This window comes from Pseudomonas sp. PB120, assembly GCF_009761815.1.
Taxonomy (GTDB): Bacteria; Pseudomonadota; Gammaproteobacteria; order Pseudomonadales; family Pseudomonadaceae; genus Aquipseudomonas.
Map to the genome: position 1 here is coordinate 1 of NZ_RWIN01000015.1, position 21,275 is coordinate 21,275.

The 21,275-nt window shown below is 59.4% G+C and carries 16 protein-coding genes; 13 read left to right on the top strand and 3 right to left on the bottom strand.

Features of this window, described 5'->3' with window-relative positions:
• Positions 1–312: 312 nt before the first annotated feature.
• Positions 313–2,172: an ABC transporter ATP-binding protein gene (locus EJA72_RS01720; protein WP_157709814.1), complete on the bottom strand. Its 1,860-nt coding sequence runs from the start codon at positions 2,170–2,172 to the stop codon at positions 313–315.
• Between the two features lie 94 nt (positions 2,173–2,266).
• Positions 2,267–2,905, bottom strand: coding sequence for a dTMP kinase (locus EJA72_RS01725; RefSeq protein ID WP_157709815.1), 639 nt, complete (start codon positions 2,903–2,905; stop codon positions 2,267–2,269).
• A 149-nt stretch (positions 2,906–3,054) separates the two neighbouring features.
• Here EJA72_RS01725 and EJA72_RS01730 point away from each other — a divergent pair, with 149 nt between their 5' ends.
• The 6 genes from EJA72_RS01730 (at position 3,055) to EJA72_RS01755 (ending at position 14,327) form a co-directional block, all read left to right on the top strand.
• Positions 3,055–3,507 carry a MarR family winged helix-turn-helix transcriptional regulator gene (locus EJA72_RS01730; RefSeq protein WP_256679613.1) on the top strand — a complete coding sequence of 151 codons (453 nt, stop codon included), beginning with the start codon at positions 3,055–3,057 and terminating at the stop codon, positions 3,505–3,507.
• Positions 3,500–4,687 carry an HlyD family secretion protein gene (locus tag EJA72_RS01735; protein ID WP_157709817.1) on the top strand — a complete coding sequence of 396 codons (1,188 nt, stop codon included), beginning with the start codon at positions 3,500–3,502 and terminating at the stop codon, positions 4,685–4,687. The genes EJA72_RS01730 and EJA72_RS01735 overlap by 8 nt, the downstream gene beginning before the upstream one ends.
• Positions 4,680–6,206 (top strand): DHA2 family efflux MFS transporter permease subunit, encoded by a 1,527-nt coding sequence (locus EJA72_RS01740; RefSeq protein ID WP_157709818.1) that lies wholly within the window; start codon positions 4,680–4,682, stop codon positions 6,204–6,206. The genes EJA72_RS01735 and EJA72_RS01740 overlap by 8 nt, the downstream gene beginning before the upstream one ends.
• 481 nt (positions 6,207–6,687) lie before the next feature.
• Positions 6,688–10,962, top strand: coding sequence for an autotransporter domain-containing protein (locus EJA72_RS01745; RefSeq protein WP_178128966.1), 4,275 nt, complete (start codon positions 6,688–6,690; stop codon positions 10,960–10,962).
• 174 nt (positions 10,963–11,136) lie between these two features.
• Entirely contained in the window at positions 11,137–13,461 is a 2,325-nt protein-coding gene (locus EJA72_RS01750) for an EAL domain-containing protein (protein WP_178128967.1), read from the top strand.
• Positions 13,452–14,327 carry a phosphate/phosphite/phosphonate ABC transporter substrate-binding protein gene (locus EJA72_RS01755; RefSeq protein WP_157709821.1) on the top strand — a complete coding sequence of 292 codons (876 nt, stop codon included), beginning with the start codon at positions 13,452–13,454 and terminating at the stop codon, positions 14,325–14,327. Before EJA72_RS01750 ends, EJA72_RS01755 begins: the two co-directional genes overlap by 10 nt.
• A 14-nt stretch (positions 14,328–14,341) precedes the next feature.
• On the opposite strand, the gene yddG is transcribed toward EJA72_RS01755, so the two are convergent.
• Complete coding sequence (gene yddG, locus EJA72_RS01760; RefSeq protein WP_157709822.1) at positions 14,342–15,241, bottom strand: aromatic amino acid DMT transporter YddG; 900 nt, start codon at positions 15,239–15,241, stop codon at positions 14,342–14,344.
• Positions 15,242–15,380: 139 nt separating this feature from the next.
• Between yddG and EJA72_RS01765 the strand changes: the two genes are divergently transcribed.
• From EJA72_RS01765 to EJA72_RS01795, 7 genes are all read left to right on the top strand, one after another.
• Complete coding sequence (locus tag EJA72_RS01765; RefSeq protein ID WP_157709823.1) at positions 15,381–16,253, top strand: patatin-like phospholipase family protein; 873 nt, start codon at positions 15,381–15,383, stop codon at positions 16,251–16,253.
• Positions 16,254–16,327: 74 nt separating this feature from the next.
• Positions 16,328–16,948 carry a LysE family translocator gene (locus tag EJA72_RS01770; RefSeq protein WP_157709866.1) on the top strand — a complete coding sequence of 207 codons (621 nt, stop codon included), beginning with the start codon at positions 16,328–16,330 and terminating at the stop codon, positions 16,946–16,948.
• 239 nt (positions 16,949–17,187) lie between these two features.
• Entirely contained in the window at positions 17,188–17,355 is a 168-nt protein-coding gene (napE, locus tag EJA72_RS01775; protein WP_157709824.1) for a periplasmic nitrate reductase, NapE protein, read from the top strand.
• Positions 17,356–17,388: 33 nt separating this feature from the next.
• A complete protein-coding gene (locus EJA72_RS01780; protein ID WP_157709825.1) occupies positions 17,389–17,649 on the top strand; it encodes a chaperone NapD in 261 nt (86 codons plus the stop codon).
• Positions 17,646–20,150 (top strand): nitrate reductase catalytic subunit NapA, encoded by a 2,505-nt coding sequence (gene napA / locus EJA72_RS01785; protein WP_157709826.1) that lies wholly within the window; start codon positions 17,646–17,648, stop codon positions 20,148–20,150. Before EJA72_RS01780 ends, napA begins: the two co-directional genes overlap by 4 nt.
• Positions 20,151–20,161: 11 nt before the next feature.
• Positions 20,162–20,647 (top strand): nitrate reductase cytochrome c-type subunit, encoded by a 486-nt coding sequence (locus tag EJA72_RS01790; RefSeq protein ID WP_157709827.1) that lies wholly within the window; start codon positions 20,162–20,164, stop codon positions 20,645–20,647.
• A 9-nt stretch (positions 20,648–20,656) separates the two neighbouring features.
• On the top strand, positions 20,657–21,253 hold the full coding sequence (locus tag EJA72_RS01795; protein ID WP_157709828.1) for a cytochrome c3 family protein: 597 nt from the start codon (positions 20,657–20,659) through the stop codon (positions 21,251–21,253).
• The last annotated feature ends 22 nt before the right edge of the window (positions 21,254–21,275 follow it).

The window sequence follows — 21,275 nt, forward strand, 5'->3', positions numbered from 1 at the left end:
TTCTCGCGGAGTAACTTGTGATGCTGATAATCTTGTTGACTATCAGTCTGACTCCACAAGCACCCACACGAATTGCTTGATTCAGTTGTTAAAGAGCGGTTGGTTAAGATCTTTCGTCTCAACCGAGCGGCGCATTCTACAACGCACATTCTCAAATTGCAACCTTAAATATTTTTGATTTTACTAATAAAATCAACTACTTAAGCCCGAACAAACATCAATATGCTCGTTAGCGGGAGGCGAATACTACAGCATTAAAATACTCGGTCAACCCCCTCTACGAAATTCTTTCTCCTCCCACCCACTTCACACTCATACCTGATCCATAGTTTCGACCACGCCCTGGTCCTCACCCAGAAAACCACCGCTTTGATGCTGCCACAACCGCGCATAGACGCCGTTCTTCGCGAGCAATTCGGAGTGAGTGCCCTGTTCGATGATGCGCCCATCATCCATAACGATCAGCCGGTCCATGGCTGCAATCGTGGACAGCCGATGGGCGATGGCGATCACTGTCTTGCCCTGCATCATTTCATCAAGGCTTTCCTGAATGGCCACTTCGACTTCCGAGTCCAGCGCGCTGGTGGCTTCGTCAAGCAACAGGATCGGCGCGTTCTTGAGCATGACCCGGGCAATTGCGACGCGCTGGCGCTGGCCGCCCGACAGTTTGATCCCGCGCTCACCCACCAGGGTGTCGTAACCGGTATGGCCTTGTCGGTCGCTGAGCTGGCTAATGAACCCGTCGGCCTGGGCATTGGCCGCGGCGCTGCGGACTTGCGCGTCAGTCGCATCGGGACGGCCGTAGGCAATGTTGTCGCGAATCGAGCGATGCAGCAGGGACGTATCCTGCGTGACCATGCCGATGGCGCCGCGCAGACTGTCTTGCGTCACGTGTGCAATGTTTTGGCCGTCGATGCGAATCTCCCCGCTGTCGACGTCATAAAAGCGCAGCAACAAATTGATCAACGTGGACTTGCCAGCGCCAGAGCGGCCGACCAGGCCGATCTTTTCGCCCGGGCGGATACTCAGGCTCAGGCCATCAAGCACCTGGCGTTCGCCACCGTAGTTGAACCGCACCTTATCAAAGGTGACCGCGCCGCCGGAGGTCACGAGCGCGCCCGCGCCCGGCGCATCCTGCACCTTCGGGCCACGGGTAAAGGTGGCCATGCCATCCTGCACGGTGCCGATGCTCTCGAACAGCGAGGTCATTTGCCACATGATCCAGTGCGACATACCGTTAATGCGCAACGCCATGGCGGTGATGGCCGCCACAGCACCCGCGCCGACCTCACCCTGGTGCCATAGCCACAGCGCATAACCGCCCGCCGCCATGATCAACGCCACCACCAGTGCCTGGTTGACGATCTCGAACTGGCTGACCAGACGCATCTGCCGAAAGCCGGTTTGCTTGAAATCTTCCATCGCCGCACGCGCGAAGTGCGCTTCACGGTTGGAATGGGAGAACAGCTTCACCGTTGTGATGTTGGTGTAGGCATCGGAGATACGCCCGGTCATCATCGACCGCGCATTGGCCTGCTCCTGCCCGACTTCCCCCAAGCGGGGCACGAAATACCACATGGCCAGCCCGAACAACGCGACCCAGGCAATGAACGGCAGCATCAGTTTCAGCGCGAAGCCGCCGGCCAGTGCAATGATCGCGATGAAGTACACCCCGATTCCCGGAGCGATCTCGATCAGGGTGAACAGCATGTCCCGCACGGCCAGTGCCGTCTGCATCACCTTGGTCGTGACCCGGCCGGAAAACTCATCGGAAAAAAACGAAAGGCTTTGCCGCAGCATCAAACGATGGAAGTCCCAGCGCAGCCGCAACGGCAAGTTAATCGCCAATATCTGGTGCTGCACCATGGTGCGCAACGCCACCAGCCCGACACTGGCCACCATGACGATGCCCATGCCCCACAACACACGACTTTCCTGCGCCGCCGCTTCACCGCCTGCCTGCCAGGTCGACAGCAGGTCCACGACCTGCCCGAGGAAGGAAAACAGCCAGGCTTCGTAAATCGACACACTGGCACTGACCAATGCGAGCGCGAGGATGTAGCCGCGGGCACCCCGCGTACAGGCCCACAGAAAGCGGACCAGGCCGTTGGGCGGCGGTGGTACCTCGTCAGGCGGAAAGGGGTCGAGTCTTCGTTCAAACGCACGAAGCATGGTGTTCTCCAAAACAATCCAGTTGAGGAGATTCTGCCATCGAACGGTTGCCTTGAGGGTTTTGCGAAGGTGAGGCACTGCGCTGTTGGCAGATCTAACCGCAGCGAACTTGATCTGCGCGGCATCCAAGGACTCTATAAATTTCAGCAACCACCTGCATCGTGGCGTCTTCGATCGTGCCTTCATTACGGCACAAAACCCAACCCTGCTCTGCGCTCGCCCGCTCGAACGCCAGGGTACTCGCGACATGTTCTTCCAGCTTATGCATCACCGTGCTGCTTAGCCCACGCGTTCGTGCCGCCGCTCTCGCCCATGAAATATCCGGATCGGTGACAACCCCGACATGCAGGTCTGGCACTTGCACGTCACGATCGATGTTCAGCTGCAGAATCTCTGCAAACGGGACCGTGCGGCGAAACGCGGCATCGGACGGGTACCAGCGATCAATCAAGACGATGCTGCCGGGTGGCTGTTTAGGCAGCACGTGCCGGGAGATCCAGGTGCGGCTATCAGCAAAGCGCTCACAAACCCGCCGTTCCAGATCCCGGTCTGGGTGTCTGACGAGTTGGTTAACCAAGGCCATGGTTTCACCCCGATACGGATCGCTTTTTTTCTCGCAAAGGCGGATCACCTTTTTGTTGTCCGCCCGCAGTGCTCTCGTAACGGCCTCCAACAGTGTGGTTTTGCCGGTCCCCTTGGGCCCATCCAGAGAAATAAACAGCGGACGATTCATTCTTCACTTAACGATTGATGGATGTTTTTAACACTCTAACCCAGTTTCCGAGTGCGCTGAAATTCCTGCATATTTAGATAGCCTGCTAATCACAAGCTAAACTATGATGAGCTAACTTTACCGCGATCGGCCTCGACATGACTGACACTTTGACATTGGGTTTTGCCCTGCACGACAGCGCCCGGCTGATGCGCAAACGATTCGAGCAACGGGCGCGGCATCTGGGGCTGACTCGTTCGCAATGGCAGGTTGTGGCCATGTTGTCGAAGCATGAAGGCATCCATCAAAAAGGGCTCGCGGATTTGCTGGAGCTGGAGTCGATCACCCTGGTGCGCCTGCTCGACAAGATGGCCGAGCGTGGTTTGGTGGAGCGGCGGCGTCACCCCACGGATCGGCGCCTGTCGCTGCTTTTTCTGACGGAACAGGCCCATCCGCTGTTGGAGCTCATGCGTGAGATGGGCAAAGCCACCCGACTGGAAGCCACAGAAGGATTCTCTGAAGAAGAGCGAGAACTGCTCCTGCAGATGATGAGGCGCATGCGGTCCAACCTGATCGAGGCTTGCAACCTTCCCATCGACGAGGAGTCGCGTCGTCATGACTGATCAACGTCTCAAGTCTCCTGTCGAGCACCCCATGAAACCGGCAGCGCCACGGCTGGAGGCCGAGGCTCGCCAACCCGATCACGGGCAGAACGGGAAAGGGCAAAGTCCTGCGCCCCCTGCCCGCCCGACGCGACAACGGCTGCGGGTGGCCCTGTTTGCATTGCTCCCCATCGCGCTGCTGCTCGGCGGCTATATATATGTCACTGGCGGGCAGATCATTTCCACCGACAATGCCTACATACAAGCGGATCACGTCGGTGTCTCGACGGATGTGTCGGGCCTGGTCGCTTCAGTCGATGTCAAAGACAACCAGCGAGTCGTCAAAGGCCAGGTACTGTTCACGCTGAAGCCCGAGCCTTTTCAGATTGCATTGGCCAGCGCCCAGGCGCAGCTCGGTAACGTGCGTAATCAGATCCTCAACCTCAAGGCCAATTACAACCAGGCACTTGCAGAGATCGATCAGGCGCAAATCGACCTCGCGTATTACCAGACCAGCTTCCAGCGTCAGCAAACGCTGCTCAGCGTTTCGGCGGTGTCGAAAACCAATTTCGACGACGCCAAGCACGCCCTGGACAGCACCCGGCAAAAAATCGCCGTGGCCAAGGCCTCCGCGCAAATGGTGCTGGCGCAGTTGGGCGGGAACATCGACACCCCGGTCGAAAAACAGTCCTCGTTTCTACAGGCACAGGCCGCCGTCGACGAAGCACAGCGCAACCTCAATAACTCGGTGGTCAGGGCGTCGTTTGATGGAGTGGTGACCAACGTTGATTCGCTGCAAGTCGGCTCTTACCTGCAACCACCACAATCGGGCATCAGCCTGGTGTCGGCCGATCATCTGTGGGTCGCTGCCTCGCCCAAGGAAACCGAACTGACCCACCTGCAACCCGGTCAGCCGGTGAAGATCAGTGTCGACAGTTACCCAGGCGTCGAATGGCACGGCACCGTCGAGAGCATCAGCCCGGCGTCGGGCTCCAGCTTCTCGTTGTTGCCCGCACAAAACACCACGGGCAACTGGGTCAAGGTCGTGCAACGGATTCCCGTGCGGATCAGCATCGACGATGCCGATCAGAAACCGCCGCTGCGCACCGGCATGAGCGTCCAGGCGCAGATCGATACCGGCTCGGCCCGCGGTCTTCCGTTCTCGGGGCTGCTGGCCGGCAAGTCCACAGCCCATGAGTAACGTGGCGGTGGCCCATCGCGGAATGATCACCGCCTGCGTCGTGCTGGCGGTGATCATGCAAGCGCTGGACACCACCATCGCCAACGTCGCCCTGCCGTACATGCAAGGCAGCATCTCCGCCAGTTCGGACCAGATCAACTGGGTGCTGACCTCCTACATTGTCGCCGCTGCAATCATGACGCCGCCCTCGGCGTTTCTCGCCAAGCGCTTCGGGCGCAAACGCGTGCTGATCTGGGCCATCATCGGCTTTGTCGTGTCGTCGATGCTGTGCGGCCTGGCGCAGTCGCTGGAAGAAATCATCCTGGCCCGCCTGCTCCAGGGTTTGGCGGGCGCCGCCCTGGTGCCTTTGTCCCAAGGCATTTTGCTGGATATCTACAGCCTCAAGGAGCGCGGCTCAGCCATGGCGCTGTTCGGGGTGTCGGTCATGGTCGGCCCGGTATTGGGTCCGATGCTCGGCGGCTGGCTGACCGATAACTTCAGCTGGCGGTGGGTGTTCTTCATTAATCTGCCCATCGGCCTGTTGGCGTTGGCCGGGATCGTCTACTACGTCAGCGAAACCACCACCGACACGTCGTCACGCCTTGACTGGCTGGGATTCGGTTCGCTGACCGTCGCCATCATGGCGCTGCAACTGTTCCTGGACCGAGGTGAACAACTGGGCTGGTTCGCCTCCGGTGAAATCCTGATCGAAGCCATCGTCGCAGCCGCCGCCCTGTATGTATTTGTGGTCCATACCTTTACTACCGACTCCCCCTTCATTAACCCCCTGCTGTTCAAGGATCGTAATTTTTCGATCAGCGTGATCTTCATTTTCATCGTCGGCATTACCTACCTGGCCTCGCTGGCATTGATGACGCCTTACCTGCAAACCCTGATGGGCTATCCGGTGTTGACCGCCGGCATGGTGATGGGCCCCCGCGGGCTGGGGACGATGTTGACCATGTTCCTTGCCGGTCGATTGCTGGGCAAAATCGATACTCGTCTGTTGCTGCTCACCGGCCTGGGATTGTCGGCGCTGTCGATGGGGTTGATGACCGGTTGGACGCCCCAGGTGTCGATGCAAACCATCATCTACGTCGGTTTCATTCAAGGCACGAGCCTGGGCCTGCTGTTTGTGCCTTTGACCACCGTGGCCTTCGCAACCTTGCCCCCCTCCTTGCGCGCAGAAGGCACCGGGCTCTACAGCCTCGCGCGCAATGTCGGCTCCAGCGTCGGAATTTCCATTGTGACGGTGCTGTTGACCCAGAACATCCAGGCCAACCATGAACAAATTGGTGCCTACATCACGCCCTTCAACCGGGCTTTCGAGGCCTGGCCGATCAAGAGCTTTCTGGACCCGATGGCTGCGTCCGGTCGCGCGACGCTCGACGCCATGGTCACGGTGCAAGCGAGCTGGATCGCCTACCTCGATGACTTCAAGCTGCTGATGCTGTTGTCCCTGGCGGTCATGCCGCTGCTGCTGATCATGAGGCCGCCGAAACTTCAGACGAATGAAGAGCCTGTGCCCGTGTTGGAGTAGTTCAGGAGAACCTGAGATCCGCGGGACTGAAAAAACCAGCAGTGGTTCAAAAAAATCTCAATAAATTGGATCCACTTGCTGACAAACGCTTCTTACACCCCCACAATCGGGCGCTTTCGCGCTAAACAGTCGCAAAAAGCCAGCACTGAATGAGGCTGACTCCGCGAGTGGGCGATCATTTGGACGGGCACACGCCGCGTCGCGCATGAACTTACCAAGGATGGGAAATGCAATGCTTCAAGGATCGAACCACGCTTGCGAAAGGGTGATTGTGCCCACCTTTGCCTACCGCCCCCCTCTGCCGGCCCCAGGCTGAAACGCACCTTACTCCCACTCCGTTCCATCCTTCTTTAACAACAAAAAAATCTGTATTGGAGTACGTATGTTGCGTTCTGACAGCGCGATAGCTGACGATTTTGCGTGGTCGTTACCGACCGCTTTTTCAATGACATCCCGGCAGCGCCGAGTCGGCTCCGCAAAAATGCGCCACGGCATTTCACTGCTGTTGGGCGGGTTATGCCTGCTGATGCTCGCGCTGGGTGCACGCCCGGCGCTGGCCGTCGATAGCGTGAAATGTGCGCCGGCCGACAGAGCCATCACCGTCGCCCGGGGCAGCACGTATACCATCGACCTTTCAGCCTGCAGCATTTTTGGTCTGACCGATAACGGAGCCACCGCCCAGCACGGCACGATCAGTGGGCTGCTCAACAACGGCGATGGCATCGCGACTTACACAAACAATAACGACGGGGCCACCAGCGACTTTTTTACCTTGCAGGATGAAGACTCCAACGACATCCGCTTCTCGGTCACCATCACGGGCGCAGCCTCGCCCATTACCGTGTCGCCGGCCAGCTTACCCACGCCGGTGATCGGTTCAACGTTCAGCACGAGTCTGACTTCGTCGGGAGGTGTTGCTCCCTACACCTATACGACCAGCGATGTATTGCCGGCGGGCCTGACGTTGGCTGCGAACGGGATCATTTCCGGTACCCCGACGGAAACCGGTTCCTTCAGTTTCGGGGTCACCGCGACCGACTCGACCTCGCCAACACCCTTTAGCACCACCAAGACATATTCCACCACGATCAGCCACCCCTCGCTTGCCTTGACGGATGGTCAAACGCTGCCCGATGGTGCTGTCTCGCAGGCGTACACCCACGCCTTCGCAATCACTGGTGGCACGGCGCCGTACACGTTTGTGGTCGAATCCGGCAGCCTTCCGCCGGGGACTACGCTGTCATCCAGCGGATTGATGTCTGGAACGCCAAGCGTCGCCGGCGACTACACGTTTGTCGTTAAATTCACGGATACCACTGGCGGTCTCGGCCCGTATGCCCAGTCAAAGAGCTTCAACCTGAAAATCACCGCTGCTCTCCAGCCACCCGTTGCAGGGGCAGCCAATGTAACGGTTGCAGCCAATAGCACCACCAACCCGATTACCCTGAACCTGAGCGGTGGCGTCGCTTCGAGCGTTGCGGTGGCGACCGCTGCCAGCCATGGCACCGTCACGGCCAGCGGCACCACCATTAGTTACACGCCGACCGCCGGTTTCGCCGGCCCGGACAGTTTTACCTACAACGCGACCAACACTGGGGGTACTTCCAGCCCGGGCACCATCACAATCACCGTTATGCCAGTTGCTCCCCTCGCCCCCACAATTAGCGCAGTCGTTGCCGGCAATCGCGAGGCGACGGTGTACTTCACCCCGCCGACCAACGACGGGGGCAGCACGATTACCCTCTATACCGTCACGTCCACCCCTGGAAATGTCACTGGCATGGCCAGCAATAGCCCGATCACCTTGACCGGCCTGACCAATGGCACTGCCTACACCTTCAAGGTCGTGGCCACCAACGCGATTGGTTCAAGCAGTCCGTCGGCGGCTTCTTCCGCGGTTACGCCAGTGGGGGCTGCACCGACGATCACTGCCGTGTCGCCCAATAGCGGGCCGACAACGGGCGGCACCATTGTGACGATCACCGGGAGCGGTTTTACCGGGGCCACGAGGCTAACGTTCGGCTCTGTAAATGCCTCCGCCTTTACGGTGAACAGCGACACCCAGATCACTGCCAGCTCGCCTACCGGCAGCGCCGGCATCGTCGATGTGGTGGTGACAACGTTTTCCGGCACCAGCACCACCGGTTCGGCGGATCAATTTACCTACTCGAATGCCCCGACCGTGACCGGTCTTTCACCGGCTTCAGGTCCAATCGCTGGCGGCACCAGCGTGACCATCAACGGCAGCGGTTTTACCCCGTCCTCGACGGTGACATTTGGCGCAACTGCCGCCACAGGTGTCACGTTCATCAACACCACCCGGCTCACCGCCTCTGCGCCTGCCGGCACTGGTGTTGTCGATGTATACGTGACGGTGCCGGGCATAGGCACCAGCGCCAGCAATGCAGCGGATCGGTACACTTATTCCGATGTTGCCGTCGGCCCGGTCGCGGCGACCGTAGCCTGGAGCAGCTCGGCCAATTCGATTGCGCTGGACCTGCAAGGCGGGTCGCCCACATCAGTGGCCGTGGCTTCGAACCCTGCACATGGCACGGCCACCGCCGTTGGCACTAACATCACTTACACCCCGACGGCGGGTTTCGCGGGCGCCGATTCGTTCACTTATACCGCGACAAAGAACGGGACCACCTCGAGCCCTGCAACCGTTTCCATCACCGTATCGCCACCGGCGCTGACCCTCGCGGCGACCGGTTCATGGACGACCACCAAGGGCCAGCCTTATACCCAGAACCTGGTCTGGGGTGGCGGTATGGCCCCCTACTCCAGCTACACCGTGACGGGTTTGCCCAATGGGCTGAGTTTCACCCCCTCGACAGCCAACAGCGTCGCCATCTCCGGTACGCCAACTCAGGCTGGCAGTTTCAGCATCACGGCCAGCGCGACAGACAGCAGCACCGGCCAGGGCCCTTTCACCCAGACATCAACATTCACGCTCGTCGTCAACGCGGCCTCAGCGTTAACCCTGAGCCCTGGAGCAACGACGTTTAACGCAACGTTCGGCACTGCGTTCTCGCAGACGTTTACCGCCAGCGGTGGCCTGGCACCGTACACCTTTGCCCAGAGCGGTCGATTGCCGTCCGGGGTGACCTGGAATGCGGCGACGGCCACACTGGCAGGCCAGCCCACTGAGAGCGGCGACTTTGCGTTCACCCTCACCGCCTCCGATAACACCCCTGGAACACCGGAGACACTCACCCAGAACTACCTCCTGAAAGTGGTCGGTGAAATTCCGGTGGCGCCGTCGCAATCCATCACCGGTGCCGGCCCTGGCCAGCCAGTGGTGATCAATTTGACGGGGAACGCCACGGGTGGTCCGTTTACGGGCGCCCGGTTGATGTCCATGACCCCGGCCAACGCCGGCACCCCTACGATCAATACCGTGGGTGCAGGTGCTGCGCTCGGCAATAACTACAGCTTGCGTTTTGCCCCCAATCCCGATGTGGGCGGGATTGTCACGCTGACCTATACCCTGAGCAATGCCACCGGCACCTCAAGCCCGGGCGTGATTACCATCAGCCTGACGTCGCGCAGTGATCCGTCCAAGGATGCCGAGGTGCAGGGCATGATCAACGCCCAGGCCAGCAGCAGCCGACGCTTCGCCAGTGGGCAGATCAGTAACTTTCAGCAACGCCTGGAAGCGCTGCACTCGGGTAATGTCAGCTCGTTCAGCAATGGTTTCACCCTGACGTCGGCCAGCCTGCAACGCCAGCGTCAACGCCAAAGCCTGAACGATGACCCCACGGGCATTGAACAGTGGTTGCAGATCCAAAGCGCCAAACTGCAGTCCGATCAGTCGTTGCGATTGAATTCGGCGAGCAAGTCGACACAAGCCTTGCGCGCAAACCCGCTCAGTGAGCTGGCCCCCGAACTCGGAAGCCCGTCTGCTGACGAGCCGACTTCTGCGCTGGCGTTCTGGACCAGCGGCACGATCAGCATGGGTGACGACTCCAGCGGCAAATCCGGCCAGGGTCAGGACTTTGTCACCTCGGGCTTGTCCGTGGGCGCGGATTATCGCCTGGCACCGAACCTGACGGTGGGCCTGGGGTTTGGTTATGGCCACGACAAAACCGACATCGGCGATAACGGCAGCCGCAGCCAGGCCGACAGCTACAGCCTGGCGCTATACGGCAGCTACCAGCCCATCGAGAACGTCTATCTGGACGGTGTGCTGGGTTACCAGCGCCTGACCTTCGATAACCGCCGTTATGTCACCGATAACGCCGCAATGGTGAATGGTGATCGCGACGGCAACCAGACCTTCCTCTCCCTGGCCGCCGGTTATGAATACCGCCTGGAAAACTGGATGCTATCGCCCTACGCACGTCTTGATCTCTCCCACGCGACGCTCGACAAGTACCGGGAACGTGGGGATGACCTGTTTGCCCTGAGTTACGACCAGCAGACAGTGAAAACCACCAGCACCAGCCTGGGCCTTCGCAGCTCGTACACACGCGCCACGGGGATCGGCCTCCTCACGCCCAGCCTGCGTGTTGAATACCAGCACGACTTCCAGGGTGCTGGCGATGCGGCGATGCGCTATGCCGGCGTCGCTGGCAACGGCGCGCTGTATCAGGTCAAGCTCGACGCCCTTGGCCAGGATCGTGGCGTGTTCGGCGTGGGGCTTGGCCTGCTCACCGAATCCACCTTGAGCCTGAACATGGAGTATCAATACACCCTGAGTTCCGCCGCACAGAAGGCACAATCGATGCTGTTCAACCTGAGAAAACCGTTCTAAGCGTCCGACAACGCGCTTAAACATCAGGCCCCTGCACGACAGCACGTCGTGTGGGGGCTTTTTTCATCCTGGCCTGTCGTCAGCAAGGATGAAATGGGGGTCGACCACGCGGTCATCATTCGGTCACAATTAGATATTAGTTTGCCACTACACAGGAGCAGGAATCAGCATGCAGTGATGCGCCCATCGTTTTCCTCGCCCGGCTTTCTCAGATCCCTGCTCATTACCTTGTGCGCAGCGACACTCGTTTTTCTCTGGACGTTGTACTGCCAGCAGAAAGCGACCGCCATCCACGACGCCCTCGCCGCCAAATCCGCAGAACACCTCAACCTCGCAACCATCGCTGCAGAAAACCTGCGCCAGTTGGTGGATCGCGCGCAGGCGATTGGCAGGGTCACGCGCAGCGACGTTGAAGAGCTGGGGCAACGCCAGGATGGTCTGGTGAGAATGCTCGCCGAAGACCCCGTGTTCAAACGAATGAGCTTGTATGGCAACGATGGGCAACTGATTTCCGCCAGTCATTCGGATGAATCCAGAGAGCTGTCGGCCGACTGGTTAAAGCAACTGCAACAACATGCCGCCGCTTACGGCTTCAAACCTGTTCTGCCGGGCATTACGCCGTCGCAAAACAAATCACTGATCCCGAACTGGCGCCTGCCTTTCCTGCTGCCTCTGCTCGATGCAAGTACCGGAAAAATGAACGGCATCCTCGTCGTGCAGCTCGACGTTGGCTACCTGGCAGCACTCTTCGAACATATCAACCTGGGTCAAAGCGGCATCCTGCGGCTGCTGGATAACAATGGCCAGGAACGCCTGCGCATCAGCAACAGCGGCGTCGTCATTTCCGGTCCCATCATGAGGCCCGAGATCCCAAACTCGGGTGATCTGACTGGCAAAACCACCCAGCATGCCGGTGATGAGTCCTACCAGAGCATGTACCTGCGGGTGCCGCAGCGCGGGTTCAGCGTGGTGGTCAGCCAGGATGAAGATGAAATCCTCAAATCTTCGCAGCTCACCTATCGCCGCCAACTGTGGTTGAACCTGTGCATGACCGCGCTCGTACTGGCTGGCCTGTTCTGGACGCTGCGCGTGTTGAGCAGGCGTCAGGAAGCGTTCCTGGCGCTGGAACAAGCGCAGATAGAAAACCAGACGCTGATTGGTCGACTTGAAGAGGAGCATCGGCGCAGCAGCCACGCGGCGGCGACCGATCATTTGAGCGGCCTTCACAACCGCCGGCAATTCCTGGAGGTCGCCGCGCGAACCCTGGCCCTGCAACGTGGCAAGCGCCGGTTGGTGGCGATTCTGTTCATCGACATGGATCGATTCAAGTCGATCAACGACTCACTGGGCCACAAGGTCGGCGACCTGTTGTTGCAAGCCGTCGCCGGGCGAATCAAGCGAATGCTCGAGCCCGGCGACGAAGCCGCGCGCTTCGGCGGTGACGAGTTTGTGGTGCTGCTGGCGGGAGAGCGCGCAGAAGAGCAAATCGATGCCTGGGTTCGGTCGCTGGTGCAAAAACTGTCGGCCATTTACTCGCTGAATGAACACGAACTGGTGACCAGCCCCAGTGTCGGCGTCAGCATTTGCCCCAGGGATGGCCAAGACATCGATGGCTTGATTCGCAGTGCCGATGCCGCGATGTACTCCGCCAAACGTGCTGGTCGCGGGCAGTACCGCTTCTTCGATCCCTCACTGAATATCGCCGATGTCGAAGAGTTCATTCTGGAGCAGGCGTTCAGCGCCGCGCTCAAGGAGCGGCAGTTCATCCTTCACTATCAGCCGCAGATTCGTCTGGAATCCATGCTTGTCTGTGGCTACGAGGCGCTGGTGCGCTGGGAGCATCCCGAGTTCGGTTTGCTCTACCCGGACCGCTTCATCTCGTTGGCCGAGCGCAGCGGCTTCATCATTGCGCTCGGCTGGGAAGTGCTGCGCCTGGCGTGTGAACACCTGGCGCACTGGCAGGCAGAGGGACGATGGCTACGGCTTGCGATCAACGTGTCGGCGATCCAGCTGCGCCAGGCGGATTTCAGTGACACGGTGCTCGATGAGTTGAGACGTCATGGCATCGAGCCGCAGTTCCTGGAACTCGAGATAACCGAAACCACTTTGCTGGATCCGGAAGGTCAAGCCATCGAGCACCTGCACCGTTTGCGCCGTGCAGGCATGAACATCAGCCTGGATGACTTCGGCAAGGGCTACTCCGGCTTCGCTCACCTTCAATCGCTGCCGCTGACAAAACTGAAGATCGACCGTTCGCTCATTGCCCCGCTGTCCAACAGCCCCGATGACAGCCCAATTGTTACGTCGACCATCATCCTGGCCAAACGTCTGGGGCTAGAAGTCGTGGCCGAAGGCGTAGAGACGCGCGAGCAGGTCGTCTGCCTGAAGCTGGCCGGCTGCGACATCGCTCAGGGCTATCACTTCAGTCGACCGCTGTCGTTGCAACAACTCAGCGAATACGCCCCCTTCATTAATCTGGTGGAACCGACATGCGCCTGATGATGTGGATAGCCGCCGTCCTGGCGCCCTTGATGCTGACGCCCACCGTGAATGCCCAATGCACTCAGCAAAGTCTGCGCATGGCGGTGGTTCCCAAGAAAAGCATGGACGAACTGCTCAGTGACCTTCAGCCCCTGGTCGAGTTGCTGGGCACGAAGCTGGGAATGCCCGTCGAAATTGTGCCGTCCTCCTCGTATGAAAGCGTTGTCGATGCCGTCGTCTCCGGTGGGGTTGATATCGCCTGGTTGGGGCCGGCGTCTTACCTCCTCGCGTATCAGCGCGACCCGCGCATCCAGCCCTTTGCGAGCCTGACCATCAATCATGGTTACTTCACCCCCGCGGGCCACCATTACCAGGCACTGCTAGTGGCGCGCCGCGAGGTTGCCACGGACATTGAAGCGCTGCGCAATAAAAAGGTCGCACTGAGCGACCCGGCCAGCACTTCCGGCAGTGTGGTGCCTAATGCCGAATTCTCAGCGCTGGTTCAGCAGCCGCTCACCCGGTTTTTCGGCTCCGTCGTCTATTCCGGGTCTCACGCCAAGTCGCTGGATGCTGTTCTGGATGGAAAAGTGGACGCAGCGTTTGTGGCGAGTGTTCAGGCCGATGCCTACTTGAACAGCGGCCAGATAGGCCGTGACACGCTGCACGTGCTGTGGCGCTCAGCGCCGATTTACTATGACCCAATGGTGTTTAGCGGAACGCTGTGCCCCAAGCTGAAGAAGACAATTCGTGAGGCCGTGTTGAACCATCAAGAGAAACTGGCCAGCTTTTTAGCCTCTCAACAGGCATCGGGCATCGTCCCGGTCAGCCATGCCGAATATGCGCCACTGCTGCGGATGATGCAGTCGGTTCCCGTCGAGCAATGATTGCTCTCTCAACGTTATCCGACCTGGGTTCGCTGCCGTGTCGCCTGCCAGCACATCAGCGACCCCGCCGTTACCAGCACGGCCCCCTGCCAAAACTGCACCTGCAACACGGCGCCCAACCAGACTGAAGCAAACGCCGACGACAGCACCGGTGCAAGGTAGGAAGCCGTCGCCAACAAGGTGAGATTGCCGCGCAGGATGCCTATGTTCCAGAGCGCGTAGCCCCCCGCCATTCCGACGGCGGCGGCAGCCAGTTCCAGGCTGTTACTCACGCTGAACGCAGGGATCACTTCGCTGCTGAAGGCGTATTTCACCCAAAGGACGATCGCCGTCAGGACAAAGAACAGCACCACCAGATTCTGCCCGCCCGCGTACCGGCGAGTGACGTTGCAATACAGGGCGAAGGTGATCCCGCAGGCCAGCGCCAGGCCATAACTGAGCGGATTGGATGACACATTGGCGACGATGCCGGGCAATGACAATCCATCACCACTCACCACCCACAAAATGCCGAACAGCGCGAGCGCCGTGCCAGGAATGATAATCCACCGGGCTTTCTGGCCATTCATGACGATGGCCAGCACAACGGTCAGGCAGGGCCAGAGATAATTCACCACGACCAGTTCAATCGCCTGATTGCGCGTAGTCGCAAATCCCAGGGCGAGTGACAGGCACACCTCGTATGCCACAAACAGCGCACTGCCCAGCACAAGGTAACGCTTGGGCGTCGAGCGCAGGCGCGGTTTTCCCAGCAGGCTCACCAGCAAGAGAGCGCCCAAGGAATAGATCATTGCCGCGCCGCCCAAAGGGCCGAAGATTTCGCTGACACTCCTGATCAAGCCTGAGGCCGTGCTCCATAAAAGGATCGCCAACAATCCGCATGCTGTCGCGGCACGTTCACTTGTGACCCGCATGGGCCCTCCTCGCCTGAAAAAGTGGCGAGTCTACTGGAATCTCCATCGCCCAAGCAGTGAGATGAACGTCGAAGCGCCCGAGCAACCCTGACCCGCCAACTACACTCATTCACACCATCTGCGCACAGAGGTCTCCGCCATGGCGAGCAAAACCGCAATCGTATTCGCTGGCGGCGGCAGTCTGGGTGCAGTGCAGGTGGGTATGTTGCGTGCCTTGGTCGAGGCCAGTGTTCATTTCGACCTGGTGGTCGGTGCTTCGGTCGGCGCTATCAACGGTGCCTATTTTGCCGCCAGGCCCGATGCCGCTGGCGTCGAGGCGCTGGCCGGCTTCTGGCGCGGGTTGAGTAAAACCGACATCTTCCCCCTCTCCTGGCTCGACACCTGTAGAGGGCTGATCAAGCGGCGTGGCTATCTGTTGCAGCCAGCAGCCTTGAATCGTTTGCTGGGTCAGGCACTGCCCATTCACCGCATTGAGGACGCAGTTTTGCCCCTGTACATCGTCACCACCAACCTGCTCAGCGGTGCCGAGACGGTGCTGTCCAGTGGCGAAATTGGCCAAGCGTTACTGGCCAGTGCTGCCATCCCGCTGGTGTTCCCCAGCGTGCAAATCGCTGATCAGTTCCTGATTGACGGCGGCGTGGCCAGCAACACACCGATTGCGACGGCCGTTGCCTTGGGTGCCGCCAAGGTCGTGGTCATCCCCACCGGGGTGAGTTGCGACCTGAAGCAACCGCCCCGGGGCCTCGTCGCCTTGGCCCTGCACACCGTCAACCTGATGAGCATGCGCCAGCTGGTGAGCGACATCGAACACTTCCGCACGCTCACCAGCCTGCACATCGTCCCGCCCTTGTGCCCGGTGGATGTCTCGGTGTTCAACTTCGACCAGACCGAGTCGTTGCTGCAGCGTGCCTATGAGCAAACCCTGCGGTGGCTGGACCGTGGGGGACTCGAACGCACCAAGGTGCCGGGGGCCCTGACCATCCATTCGCATGACCACGCGCATGAGCATTGAGTAACCCGCACCCGGTTTGAAACCGCCAGCGATGTGCTAACGTTCGCGCGTCATCACTTTGAAGTCCTATGCCGATGTCCATTGCAGACAATCTCCTCGCCTTCACTTTCGCCGCCACCCTGCTGACGCTCACGCCCGGCCTCGACACCGCCCTGATCCTGCGAACCGCGACGGTGGAAGGTAAACAGCAGGCGTTCCGAGCAGCACTGGGTATCAACGCCGGCTGCCTGTTGTGGGGCGCCGCCGTCGCCTTTGGCCTGGGTGCCCTGATTGCGGTGTCTGAACTGGCGTACAGCCTGCTGAAGTATTGCGGCGCCGCTTACCTGGCCTGGCTCGGATTGAACATGCTGCTGCGCCCACGTCGCTCATTGTCGCCCGCTGAAGCAGACGCAAAGCCGAATGCAAACTGGTTCCTGAGGGGCATGATGGGCAACGTGCTCAATCCCAAGATCGGGGTTTTCTACGTGTCCTTTCTCCCGCAGTTCATTCCCCAAGGGCAGGACCTCATTGTCTGGACATTCGGTTTGGTCAGCATTCATGTCGTGCTTGGTTTGCTGTGGTCGTCGACGCTGATTGGCGCGACCCAACCACTGGCCGGCGTTCTGCGGCGTGGGAATGTGATCAAGTGGATGGATCGCATAACCGGCATGGTTTTTGTGCTGTTTGCGGCTCGGTTGGCTTTCAGTAAACGTTAAGAGTAACTGCCGCCGTTATATGTCCCGCACTGATCAACTAACTCGTCGATTGCATTTTCTGTTTTGAACAACTTCATAGACGGCATTGCAACGACTTTTCGCTGTAAGCAATTATCGCGTTATAGCTAAATCCCTTTAATTAAGCCTCTTGGCTCGCCACTGATCGCATTGATTCGCGTCACAAGAACTCCGCAAAAATTATGATCTAGTCTCACTAGAGTTTTGGCGGAGTGAATTCAATGTCACTGGCTGATGATCAAAAATTACAGCGGCGCAAGGAAACCCTGTTGTTCCTGTTTCTTGTCGTCTGCCTGTTTCCGCTGCTCTCGGTCGTTATCGTGGGCGGCTACGGCTTCATCGTCTGGTTCCTCCAAATGATCTACGGCCCACCGGGGCCGCCCAACTGATAGCTCTTTGCTGGAGACTATTGGAGTCAGCCCATGGACGAAATCCTGCACATCGCAAGCCTGGTTGTACTGGCCCGACCTGAACTACTTGAAGCTGTTAAAGCCAACTTGCGTCTATTGGACGGTGTTGAACTGCATCAGGAAAGTGCTGCCGGCAAACTGGTGGTCGTACTTGAAACCGTACACGAAAACCAGATCCTGCAACGCATCGATCAAATCAACAATCTGCCGGGCGTACTGAACGCCGCATTGATCTATCACGAAGTCCTCGATCCTGCCGGAGACGTCCAATGAGCCTGTCACGTCGAGCGTTCGTCAAGGCTCAGGCCGCCGCCATTGCAGCCTCCGCGGCGGGCCTGCCGATCTTCACCACGGCCAGCAATCTGGTGACCGAAGCGGACATGGTCACCCTGGACTGGAACAAGGCGCCCTGCCGCTTCTGCGGCACGGGGTGCAGCGTGATGGTCGCCACGCGGGATAACCGAGTGGTCGCGACCCATGGTGACGTCAAGGCCGAAGTCAATCGCGGGCTGAACTGCGTGAAGGGCTATTTCCTGTCGAAAATCATGTACGGCGTCGACCGGCTGACCCAGCCGTTGCTGCGGATGAAAAACGGTGAGTTCGACAAACAGGGCGAGTTCCAGCCGATCAGCTGGGAGAAAGCCTTCGACATCATGGCGTCGAAATACAAGGAAGCCTTGAAGAACAAAGGCCCCGAGTCAATCGGCATGTTTGGTTCGGGGCAATGGACGGTGTGGGAAGGCTACGCTGCCAACAAGCTGATGAAGGCCGGGTTTCGCAGCAACAACATCGACCCCAATGCCCGCCATTGCATGGCCTCGGCGGTGATGGGTTTCATGCGCACGTTTGGCATGGATGAGCCGATGGGTTGCTACGACGACATCGAAGCCACCGACGCCTTTGTGCTGTGGGGCTCGAACATGGCCGAAATGCACCCGATCCTGTGGAGCCGGGTCACCGACCGGCGCCTTAGCTACCCGCATGTAAAAGTCGTGGTGCTGTCGACCTTCGAACACCGCAGCTTCGAACTTGCCGATATTCCCATGGTGTTCAAGCCACAAACCGACCTGCTGATCCTCAACTACATCGCCAACCACATCATCGAAAGCGGCGCGGTCAACAAGGACTTCATCAGCCAGCACACGCGGTTCGCCCAGGGCGCCGATGACATCGGCTACGGCTTGCGGCCGGACGACCCTCGGGAAAAAAAGGCGAAGAATGCCGACAAGGCCAACACCTGGACGGACATCTCCTTTGAGCAGTTCGCTGCGTTCGTCAAACCCTACACTCTGGAGCGCACGGCCAAGGAAACCGGTGTCCCGGCTGAACGGCTCAAGAGCCTCGCCGAGCTGTATGCCGATCCGAAGCGCAAGGTCGTGTCGTTCTGGACCATGGGTTTCAACCAGCACACTCGCGGTGTGTGGGCCAACAACCTGATTTACAACATTCACCTGCTGACCGGCAAAATTAGCGAGCCCGGCAACAGCCCCTTCTCGTTGACCGGCCAGCCATCGGCCTGTGGCACCGCGCGCGAGGTCGGCACCTTTTCCCATCGCTTGCCCGCCGACCTCGTGGTAACCAACCCAAAACACCGCGCCACCGCCGAAAAAATCTGGAAGCTGCCCGAAGGGACCATTCAGGAGAAAGTCGGTTTTCATGCCGTACAACAAAGCCGCATGCTCAAGGACGGCGTGCTCAACGTCTACTGGACCCAAGCCAGCAATAACATGCATGCCGGGCCGAACATCATGCAGGAGACCCTGCCCGGCTGGCGCAATCCGAAGAATTTCGTGATCGTCTCGGACGTCTATCCCACGGTTTCCGCCCAGGCCGCCGACTTGATCCTGCCCAGTGCCATGTGGGTGGAAAAGGAAGGAGCGTTCGGCAATGCTGAACGACGTACACAGTTCTGGCATCAGTTGGTGAGTGCACCAGGGGACGCCAAGTCGGACCTGTGGCAACTCGTGGAATTTTCCAAGCGCTTCACCACCGACGAAGTCTGGCCCGCCGACCTGCTGGCCAAGTCTCCTGAATTGAAGGGTAAAACCCTGTACGACGTGCTGTTCAGAAATGGCCAGGTCGACCAGTTTCCGGTCGAGCAAATCGAGGCCAACTACAAGAATGACGAAGCCAAGGCGTTTGGTTTCTATCTGCAAAAAGGGCTGTTCGAAGAATACGCCCAGTTCGGTCGTGGCCACGGTCATGACCTGGCTCCTTTCGACCTTTACCACTCCGAGCGCGGGCTGCGCTGGCCGGTGGTCGATGGCAAGGAAACCCGTTGGCGTTATCGCGAAGGCTACGACCCCTATGTGGAAGCGGGCAGCAGCGTGCAGTTTTACGGTTACCCGGACAAGAAAGCGATCATCTTCGCCCTGCCCTACGAACCTCCGGCAGAAGCGCCGGATGCCGACTACCCGTTCTGGCTGAGCACCGGCCGGGTCCTGGAGCATTGGCACACGGGCAGCATGACCCAACGGGTCGAGGAGTTGTACAAGGCCGTGCCCGATGCGCTGGTGTACATGCATCCCGAAGATGCCCGGGCGATGAAGGCGCGGCGCGGCAGTGAAGTGAAACTGATCAGCCGGCGCGGGGAAATCCGCGCGCGCATCGAAACCCGAGGGCGCAACAAGCCGCCGAGGGGCCTGGTGTTCGTGCCGTTTTTCGATGCCAACAAACTGATCAACAAGGTCACGCTCGACGCAACCGACCCGATCTCCAAGCAGACGGACTACAAAAAATGCGCCATTCGCATCGAGTTGGTCAGCGTGGCTTGAGGAGAACCGTCATGACTTTTCGAATTCTGCCGTTGGTTTTGCTCGCCGTGATGGGCGCTGTCATTGCCGCCGAGGTGGATTACCCGCTGGATGCACCCGGCCCGGACGGGCGCCGGCCCGGCGGCACCCTCACCCAGAGCATGCCCGCGCCGCCGATTGCCAACGATGAAAACAAGGACCTCAAACGCGAACGCAACTACCCCGACCAGCCGCCCACCATTCCCCACAGCATTCGTGGCTATCAGATCGACAAGAACGGCAACAAATGCCTGACTTGCCACAGCCGGGCCAACAGCGCGCGGACCCAGGCAACGATGATCAGCATCACCCACTACATGGACCGCGACGGCCAGGCGTTGGCGGCGGTCTCGCCGCGCCGCTACTTCTGCAACCAATGCCACGTCGCGCAAAAAGAAGTGCAGCCACTGGTGGGCAACAGCTTCGAGACCATCGACAAAATCCTGCAAGACGACGCCAACGCCGCGCAGAAACCTTGAGGACGCGCCATGAAATCATTGTTCGCCCTGCTTAAGGACTACTGGGGCATCCTCTGCCGGCCAAGCGTTTACTTCAGCCTGGGCTTTCTGACACTGGGAGGCTTTATCGCCGGGATCGTTTTCTGGGGCGGTTTCAACACGGCGCTGGAGATGACCAACACCGAAAAATTCTGCGTGTCCTGTCATGAGATGCGCGACAACGTGTTTGTCGAACTGCAGGACACCATCCATTACACCAACCGTTCCGGCGTACGCGCCAGTTGCCCGGACTGCCACGTGCCCCACGAATGGACCCACAAGATCGCGCGCAAGATGCAGGCCTCAAAAGAAGTCTGGGGCAAGCTCTTCGGCACCATCGACACCCGCGACAAATTCCTCACCCTTCGCCGTGAACTGGCGGAACATGAATGGGCCCGGCTCAAGGCCAATGACTCGCGCGAATGCCGAAATTGCCACAACTTCGAATTCATGGACTTCACCCGTCAGAGCAAACGTGCCGCGGCGATGCACTCGACATCGCTGGCCAACGGCGAAGCCACGTGCATCGACTGCCACAAAGGCATTGCACACAAACTGCCGGACATGAGTGGGGTGAAGGGTTGGTAGTTATTCAAGGTCCCGAGCCCAT